General features: G+C 42.9%; 12 protein-coding genes. All 12 read right to left on the bottom strand.

Annotated elements, in window-relative coordinates; translation table 11 throughout:
• Positions 1–418 (bottom strand): hypothetical protein (locus G7Y57_RS16725; protein ID WP_221412146.1); only part of this gene is annotated, 418 nt, incomplete at its 3' end.
• Entirely contained in the window at positions 415–900 is a 486-nt protein-coding gene (locus tag G7Y57_RS16720) for a hypothetical protein (RefSeq protein ID WP_165026839.1), read from the bottom strand. The genes G7Y57_RS16725 and G7Y57_RS16720, both read right to left, overlap by 4 nt.
• Entirely contained in the window at positions 900–1,760 is an 861-nt protein-coding gene (locus tag G7Y57_RS16715) for a nucleotidyltransferase (protein WP_165026838.1), read from the bottom strand. Before G7Y57_RS16715 ends, G7Y57_RS16720 begins: the two co-directional genes overlap by 1 nt.
• A 3-nt stretch (positions 1,761–1,763) precedes the next feature.
• Complete coding sequence (locus G7Y57_RS16710; protein WP_165026835.1) at positions 1,764–2,255, bottom strand: hypothetical protein; 492 nt, start codon at positions 2,253–2,255, stop codon at positions 1,764–1,766.
• Positions 2,252–2,656 carry an N-acetylmuramoyl-L-alanine amidase gene (locus tag G7Y57_RS16705; RefSeq protein ID WP_165026833.1) on the bottom strand — a complete coding sequence of 135 codons (405 nt, stop codon included), beginning with the start codon at positions 2,654–2,656 and terminating at the stop codon, positions 2,252–2,254. The genes G7Y57_RS16710 and G7Y57_RS16705 overlap by 4 nt, the downstream gene beginning before the upstream one ends.
• Position 2,657: 1 nt before the next feature.
• Complete coding sequence (locus G7Y57_RS16700) at positions 2,658–3,170, bottom strand: phage holin family protein (protein WP_165026831.1); 513 nt, start codon at positions 3,168–3,170, stop codon at positions 2,658–2,660.
• Positions 3,171–3,172: 2 nt separating this feature from the next.
• Positions 3,173–3,454, bottom strand: a complete 282-nt coding sequence (locus G7Y57_RS16695) for a hypothetical protein (RefSeq protein WP_165026829.1) — start codon at positions 3,452–3,454, stop codon at positions 3,173–3,175.
• Positions 3,441–3,773 (bottom strand): hypothetical protein, encoded by a 333-nt coding sequence (locus G7Y57_RS16690; protein ID WP_165026826.1) that lies wholly within the window; start codon positions 3,771–3,773, stop codon positions 3,441–3,443. The genes G7Y57_RS16695 and G7Y57_RS16690 overlap by 14 nt, the downstream gene beginning before the upstream one ends.
• Positions 3,770–4,330: a hypothetical protein gene (locus G7Y57_RS16685; protein WP_165026823.1), complete on the bottom strand. Its 561-nt coding sequence runs from the start codon at positions 4,328–4,330 to the stop codon at positions 3,770–3,772. The genes G7Y57_RS16690 and G7Y57_RS16685 overlap by 4 nt, the downstream gene beginning before the upstream one ends.
• Positions 4,330–5,280: a hypothetical protein gene (locus G7Y57_RS16680; protein WP_165026821.1), complete on the bottom strand. Its 951-nt coding sequence runs from the start codon at positions 5,278–5,280 to the stop codon at positions 4,330–4,332. The genes G7Y57_RS16685 and G7Y57_RS16680 overlap by 1 nt, the downstream gene beginning before the upstream one ends.
• Position 5,281: 1 nt before the next feature.
• Positions 5,282–5,791 (bottom strand): DUF6046 domain-containing protein, encoded by a 510-nt coding sequence (locus tag G7Y57_RS16675; protein ID WP_165026819.1) that lies wholly within the window; start codon positions 5,789–5,791, stop codon positions 5,282–5,284.
• Positions 5,784–7,280: a tape measure protein gene (locus G7Y57_RS16670; protein ID WP_255491494.1), complete on the bottom strand. Its 1,497-nt coding sequence runs from the start codon at positions 7,278–7,280 to the stop codon at positions 5,784–5,786. Before G7Y57_RS16670 ends, G7Y57_RS16675 begins: the two co-directional genes overlap by 8 nt.
• Positions 7,281–7,362: the final 82 nt, after the last annotated feature.

Genomic DNA, 7,362 nt, shown 5'->3' with positions numbered 1-7,362 from the left:
GCGGATTATCAACCCTATTAACGTGATTAGAGATTGCCAGCAACGAATTTAAGCGCGTAAGGCTCGACCATGCAATCGCGCCAGTTCCCGACCCGAATTGACAAAAACGGCTAAACTGTACATTTCTATTTTGCCCGTCCTTAAACAAAATAGGTGTTCTAGTCTCACGAACTAAAAAAGTCGTTTGTGTGCCAGTCGTTGAGCCGAGAAACGGTAATATTTCACCATTAACAACGACCCAGCCGTCCGATACATTCAAGCCCGCAATGATGCAACCCGACAAAATAACATTACCATTAAATACCGATGCGAGCGCGCCCGAAAGTTCGGTGTATGCCGCTTGCATATATTCTAGTCGTTGTTGGTTTAGCGGAAAGCCGCCCAACTGTGAAAAATCGAAACCTTTATGTATATTCATATTCTTGCTATTTTGTACGTTTTACTTGCCAATTTGTATAAATCAATAACCGCGCTCATTTCGGGCGCATTAAATTGTAATGATTGCGGAACGCTGACAATAAAGTCGACCGTTTCCGCGCCCGTTTCCGCGCTTGTAAATAAATAAGTGACATAGCCCTCGCTAGGCAAGTAGATATATTCGTCAAGGGCTTCCGATTGTGTATATAAGTACATCTGATCGAATCGCTCACCATCCGATATAAATATGCGTCGCTCGCTTCTATCGAAACGGTCGTTTAGAACCTTTTCCATAAAACAGACTTGCGGCGTTATATCTAAGTGATACAAATTGGCATCACGAAACCGCATAAACGAACTATATAAATAATCGATCGGTGCAACCAGCGCCGAAAGAAACGCCAGTATAAGAGGCGACCGCAAAAATGTAGGTGTAAGTAATACAACTAACTTTTGATAGTTTACCGAAAAATATTTCTTCATTACACTAACTGCGTTTGTGGTATATAATTGATTGTTAAATCGGCATCCGCGATACGTAAATAACCCGCGTAAGGCTGATATTTTACACTTATATTAAGCCAATCAAGATCGCCGTATTTATACGCCGCCGAGACTATATGCGGGATCACAACACCGTCGATCTGCTGTAAGGCATCTACAACAAAAGCCATAACGAGTTGACCATTAAACGGCAATACACGCAAATAAGCCCGTAAACCGTCGGCGACTGGTGTTGTCGATACACCGTCGAGTCGTTGCCCTTGTGCGTTAAGGATAAGCGGATCGTAATATATATCTAAAGAGAGTTTTAACTGATCGGCTGGCGCGCTGATTATCTCGACGGCGACACCCGCATCTTTTACCCGTGCTATAAATTCTTTAAATGCTGGTAATTCGATGTTATCCAGTTCCGCAAGATCATTGCCTTTGTCCTTTGCGACCTTAATAACTACTTTGTTATCACGCTCGACAACCGCCGAATACGATACGATTCTACTTGCTGCGATCTCTTCGGGCGTTCGGTCTGTATTGTCGTATGTATCACTATCGGGGGGCAATGTGTCGCCGAATTGAAAATCTTTTGATTTGTTGGCGTACCATCGCGCCGTATGTGGTTTAAGGTTGGCGATGATCTCGTTTACTTCGATACGGTGACGATCGAATAACTTAACCAGCGACCAGACACACATTGCCACAATAGAGAAAAAACGATCTTCGAGCGATACCGACGAAAATTGCTCGTCGTATGTCTTATCGCTTCTTAGCGCATACTTTTCGATTACCGTTTCATCTGTGACGAAAAAATCGGTTATTATCTGTTTGATTTCGGCGATTGTCATACACTAATATTTTAGCTTAAAATATATAAGAAGACAAAGCCCGCCAAAGCAGATCGCGTATTTTTGCCAGTCTTTTAGTCCTTTTTCTTCGATAACCTTAAGCGATGTTTTTATCGTTTTGCCCGTCGTACCTTTATCGACAAACTGATAATGTGATCCACTCGCTATCGTGGTCTTTGTTGTATCGGTTATCGTCGTATCGGTTGCACGATCGAATGACGTTTCTATCTCTTCACTTATGGGCGGCTTGCCCGTGTTGGGGTCGATCGGTTTATCCGTATCGTATTTAGTTTGTTTGCTGGTGAAATTGAAACGCTCGGCGATCACTTGTTGAAATGCGCGGCTAATCGTTTCGTACAAATAACTATCGTCAGAAAAGGCAATATCATTAGTAACGTTGATTTGCTCGTTTACGCTGGTTTCGCTCACACTCTTTTGAGCCGATCGACAACCCAGCAAGGCAAAAAGGATCAGTATGTAAATTAGTGATTTCATTGTCGAAACTCCTTTCTTACATCAAAACTCGGACATGCTTTTGCGGCAAACTCGTTATGTCCGTGAATCGTTGCATTAGGGTATTTTTCTTTGAGTTCTTCAACTAATGCGATCAAAGCAACTTTTTGAACGTCGGTGCGTGTATCTTTCGGATTGCCTTTAGCATCTACACCGCCGATATAACAGACGCCAATCGAATTAGAGTTATGCCCTTGCACATGCGCGCCGATCTCATTTTCATTTCTACCCTCGTGTATTGTTCCATCCAAGTATATCACATAATGATAACCTATACCCGCCCAGCCTTGCGCCTTATGCCATTTATCTATATCGGCAACTTTAAAATCTTGCCCCTCTTTTGTTGCCGAGCAATGAAGTATTATTTTATCGATCTTTCTCATTTTATTTGCCCTCTCTTTTTTCTTTTAAAAACTCTGCAAATCTTGGTATTTTCTTCACTATTTCAACCGATAGAATCCAGTGTATATATTTCAAGAATATATTATTTGAAAATATGCGTCGTGCATTTTCTATATTACTAACTGTCTCTATCCACGCTATTATATAAGCCTCGTATTTTACACAAGCAAGCGTAAATAACAATATATTTGTACGGTGTACATCGGGGCTTATAACTTGCTCGATAAGATGTAAAAGCACACCAGTTGCGAGGGTTGCTACAAGCGAAACAGCATAAACCATCAGTTTCGCAAAAGACCATCGTAAACGGTGGCTCTCAATACCTTTGCCCTCGTATAAACTTGCCACAATCCCCGTCATATAATCAGCCACGACAAGACCGCCCGCCAGTAACAAAGCAAAACCAACCGCATCGAAATTTTGCGTAAAAGAGGCGGCAAGCGCTAATAATAGCGAATAACACCAAGTCAGGCACTTATCAAAAATTTTCACCATAATCAACTCACTATAAAATCTCTCTCAATAAACCAAAACTCGATACCCTCACCCCTATAACCTTGTATTTGCGCGGTCGCTGGCTCAACTGCATATCTTTCAAAATAATTCACGACGGCGCGATTTGTTACCGACGACAATTGCAATACTGTACCGATTTCGATGTCGTCCGTTATCGACACATTATTTTGTACCGCGAGGTCAAACAATGCCTCTATTGTGCCAGCCTCGCGCACGGCAATATCGCCGAGCCATTGCCCTTGTGTCACTTTAATATTTTGCATTGAGTTTTATATTTGCTTGGTTATTACTATCGATCGGTATATCTAGGTAACTCACGCGGAATCCGTCGGCTTCTAGTTGTGCCCGAATAAGATGTTTAAATGTCAGTGCATCACTCGACAATAACATCGAAGTAACACCAACGCCCACCGTTGGACGGTCTTTATACTCGCCAGCATTGGCGTATATTATAAAGTCTTGGTTTTGTTCTTCTACCTTACCGATAATCAGCCCGCCAGTGATCAGCCCCGAACTATTGCGCGTAACTTTGACCGATAGGTCGCCGAGTTCCGAATCTATGAGTATGCCAGTTTCTTTCATTGCTTTACTTTTACATTTTCGATGTCGCCAACCTTTGTCACTGTAACCGATTGAGCCGCCCAACTTGCGACCGCCGTTTTTAAAGCCCCGCCACCGTCACTCGGTACGGGCGACCAGCTATTAAATACCGTTTTAAGATCGTTTAATTGCTTTTCTATCGTGTTTAGCTTGCTGGTAATATCATTCACTTTCACCATACCGCCCAGCGCACCACCATTAAGAACTATACCGCTTTTGTCAACGTACACGCTTATGTCGTCGCACACGATCTCGACGCTATCGACACTATCACAAGCCAAAACACATAGATTGCTTAGATTGCCCGAAAACGAGCCGACCAGTATATAAGTGTCTTTTTTTGGTATAAGCAATATTTTGCTTTTGTCGTCGGTTGTGGTTGGCATAAGCCGCACATCTGTTAGTTCGATACCGTCATAATCGATTGTGCATGTTGTACCCGTTATCTCGATAACCTTTGCCGTCAGAAAGATAGTTTTATCCGATCCGCTATTCATCAGCGCACGAAGCGACTGCACTATGTTTGCTCTTTTATCCATTATGATACTTTTTGCCCTAATTCAACCGTTCTCACACCCCCATTTTCGTCGAATCGGGTGGCAACCGCCGTCACGTAATACGACCCCGTTTTAAACGCATAATCGTTATCGATAACCTTTGCTGTATACGTGGGTTCAACGTATGGAATTAACCAGCATGTTATATTACCCTCATAACCATCATAAACTAATCTTGAAAGTTCAGCGTTTCCCAACTTTTCAAGTTCAGATTTAGACATCGGTTCGGTCGAGGTTATCGAGCGCTTTTCGCCACCAGTAACACCGACCGTTACACTTACTTTTTTACCATCCAGCCCCACACCGTCGACTTTAACTTCAAATTGCCTATCATCTTTGCGTCGATATTTTAAGTCTGATTCTTCGATATTTACTGCAAAATCGTATATAACATCGCCGCCCTTTTCGATATATGGCGGGTGTATATGCAATGTGTTACCGATCATATAAATACTAGCCTTTGTGTCGTCCTTTAGTTTCTTAAAGACATCGAATGCGTTAGCGTTATTTATTACAAACTTTTGGTATATAATATCATAAGTGCATTTTATTTCTTTTAGCCCTATTTGAGTCATACAATATTGTGCTATCTCCTTTATCGAAGCTTTTAAGAATTGTTTGTTTGCAACACTTTTGCGGGTTAAGAACATCGAATCTTCACAATTAAAAGTCAAATTCCCGTCGTCGGTGTCTATACGCTGTACGAATCCCGAAAACTCATTCACGAGATTGTTATCATATCCCAGCCTTATAGTAATCGGATCGCCGACCTTAACAAACTTTTCATGTTCTAATGTCTGATTATACACAACGGCTGGCACGACAACCGTTGCCGTATCGGTTAGCAGATCGACCGATCGGTTTATCTCGACCGAATCGAGCAAACCTAACTTATAATTGCCTATCTGTATATCCCAATTCATATCAAACATATCACTTCACTTCAATAAATAAGTTGTAACTATCGTCGCTAACCGCTTCGATCACATAATTTTGCACGTTTTCGCCGCTTGTGAACGGGAAATCGTAAGATTCGACAACTATGTAATTGACCCCTAGATTTTGCAAAAGGTCGTTAGCTATCCGAATATTTCGCCGTTGTGTAACTATCTCGCGCAAGCGCTGAACCTCAAATGACGGGTATGTATTCGGGTCGTCATGTACAAATGTGCCTTGTATATTGATCTTAACATCGCCCTCCGCCCAGCGCTCCTTAACTGTACCTCTGAAATTAGCCTTTGAAACATTTCGGTTTATTATCACATTCTCGCAACTCACAGAGACAAGCGGCTCGTATGGTAATATCCATTCGCTATCGTCGGGCAAATACAGGGTAAACGGTTGCACTTGCTCAAAGCGTTGCCGATTTTCTGACAATCGGCTCGCATCCCTTACAATGATGTCACGATTCGGGAAAAATACCGTATTGATTTTATTAAACATTTGCTTGTGCCATTGTTAACGCGCGGCTCATTTCGTCGACTACGATGTCTCTGATTTTTTTCGCACTCTCTGTTATATTACCAGCCGTTATATTCATATTACCAACCAAGTCTCTTATTGTTAAAGTTATATGGGTTGTCTTTGTGCCACCCGTCGCAATTGCGTTTGCCGTCTTTGCGCCCGTTTTACTATCTTTGCCACCCGTACCACCGCCAGCGCCCGACGTCAATGCGCCGCTATCCATACCCGCAACTTTGGGCGTTGATATACCCATCGTATTTTTCATCTTATCGACCACATCACCGAGCGAAGTATCATTCATTTTGAGAGTGATAACTTGCATACCCGCCAATTGATTTTTGATGTCTTGAAGTTTGCCTTGTTGTGCGGCTATTTCTTTGGCGCGGGCGTCGCGTTGGGCTTGCAGATTTTCGAGTCCTTTATTTGCGGCGTCACTATCCCAAAGCGATTGTAATTTGTACCAACCCGCCTCGATAATTTCGAGCCCCGTCATAAATCCATTTTGAACTTGTAACCAGTGAGATATTACACCCTCTTTGAAACCCTCAAAAACCAGTGTCGCAAACTTGACAACATTATCCCATGTTTCGCCCCAGCCGTCGACTTTAATAATCAAAAAGGCAATGACACCGATTAAGGCAATTACCGCCGCAACGATCCACGTTACAGGATTCGCAAGCATTGCCATATTATTAGCCCACCATGCGATCGTCTCGGCGCTCTTTAGTGCGGTTATAACTTTCGTTATAGCCGCATACGCCGCCGTTCTTGCAGTTACAACCGTTATAGTAGACGCAAGCCACAACATAATCGTACCTAATACCTTTGCAGTTGTGCTTAAGCTACTGATACGCTGACCCATTTTGTCGAAAAACAATGTAGTATCAGACATTAGCAGATTAAAGGCACGGAACGCGGGCAAAAGATAAGGCTGGAAGAAATTGTAAAGCGATACGAGTTTAGCATTTATATTCGCGAAAGCAAGCGACATTTGCCCGCCCATTTCTTGACTCATTCGGTCGGTCATACCGTAAAACATACCGCCCGCGCTGGTTGCATCGCGAAAGGCTTGTGTAACCATTTCGGTAGTTATTAGCCCTTTGCCCATTTCAGCCTTAAGTTGCCCGACACTTTTACCCGTTGTTATCGACATTTGTTGCAATGGGTTAAAGCCAGCATTCACCATTTGCAGTAAATCTTGACCCATCAGCGAGCCAGTCGCCGACATTTGCGAAAAAGCGAGCGTAAGCGAATCGAAGCGACCTTTGTTACCCATAGCTATTTCGCCGATCGCTTTAAGGTTTGGCATTATATTACCCTGATCGATCCCGAAACTTGCCATTAACTGAACACCGCCGCTAAGCGTCTCTTTGCCGTATGCTTTGGTTGCGTATTCAGCAATACCGTCGATCATCTTTTGCGCGTTCTCTTTTCCTTTAAAAAGAACCTCAAAAGTGGTATTTCGCATTTCTTCATCAATCCCCAATTTCAATGCGCGACCGCCGATAATCCCAGCTTGCACCAGCGGATTTTTTAAGTAGTTGGCAAAG

The organism is Dysgonomonas sp. ZJ279, assembly GCF_011039205.1.
Lineage (GTDB): Bacteria > Bacteroidota > Bacteroidia > Bacteroidales > Dysgonomonadaceae > Dysgonomonas.
Note: the sequence above shows the minus strand (reverse complement) of the source record. Positions and strands in the feature narration are given on the sequence as shown.